Source organism: Marichromatium sp. AB32 (assembly GCF_003718675.1).
GTDB classification, from domain to species: domain Bacteria; phylum Pseudomonadota; class Gammaproteobacteria; order Chromatiales; family Chromatiaceae; genus Marichromatium; species Marichromatium gracile.
In genome coordinates this window covers 1-881 of the sequence record NZ_RHFJ01000132.1, presented here as the reverse complement: position 1 = coordinate 881, position 881 = coordinate 1, and the positions used below count along the sequence as shown (strand labels likewise).

1 protein-coding gene is annotated in these 881 nt (G+C 65.4%); it reads right to left on the bottom strand.

Annotated features, from left to right (window positions below; genetic code table 11):
- The coding region (locus EBL85_RS16835; RefSeq protein WP_123143512.1) for an IS3 family transposase at positions 1–712 on the bottom strand (712 nt) is incomplete at its 3' end.
- Positions 713–881 lie beyond the last annotated feature (169 nt).

The window sequence follows — 881 nt, the reverse complement described above, 5'->3', positions numbered from 1 at the left end:
GGTTGTATTCGTCGAGCCAGTCTTCTGCCTGTTGGCGAACCTCCTCGAGGGTGTTGAAGAGCCAGGCATCGAGGACCTCGCGGCGGAAGCTGCCGTTGAAGCGCTCGATGAAGCCGTTCTGGGTCGGTTTCCCGGGGCTGATAAAGTCGAGGGCGATGCCACGTTCGGCGGCCCACCGTTGGAAGGCGGTGCTGGTGAACTCCGGTCCGTTGTCGAGACGCAGACGCTCGGGGCGCCCCCGGACACTGATGACCTGTTCGAGCACGCGAATGACGCGCGCCGAGGTCAGCGAGACGTCGACCTCGATACGCAGCGCCTCACGGTTGAAGTCGTCGATGAGGTTGAAGGTGCGATAACTCATGCCGCTGCTCAGCGCATCGCTCATGAAATCGGCCGACCATTGCAGGTTGGGACGGATCGGTTGCACCAGCGGTTGCGGCGGGCGGAGCGCACGGAGCCGCTTACGCCGACGCCGCAGATTGAGCTTGAGCGCGCAATACACCCGCCAGACCCGCTTGTGGTTCCAGGGATGTCCGGCGCGGCGCAGCCGCACATAGCGCTTGCGGAACCCGGCGGATGGATGGCGCTCGGCCAGCGCGCTCAGCGCCTTGATCAGCGGCCCGTCGTCACGCGGGCGAGCGTGATCGTCGAGCACCGAACGGCTTAGCCCGAGCAGTCGACAGACGCGCCGCTTGCTCACACCCTCGGCCATGGACTCACCCGCCAGGGCGCGCCGCGCCCTGGCGCTCAGAGCTTTTTTCGACGATCTCCTTCAGGATCTTGTGATCCAGGCTCAGATCCGCGTACATGTGCTTGAGCCGGCGATTCTCCTCCTCCAGCGCGCGCAGCCGCTTCAGGTCCGAAGCCTCCATCCCCCCGTA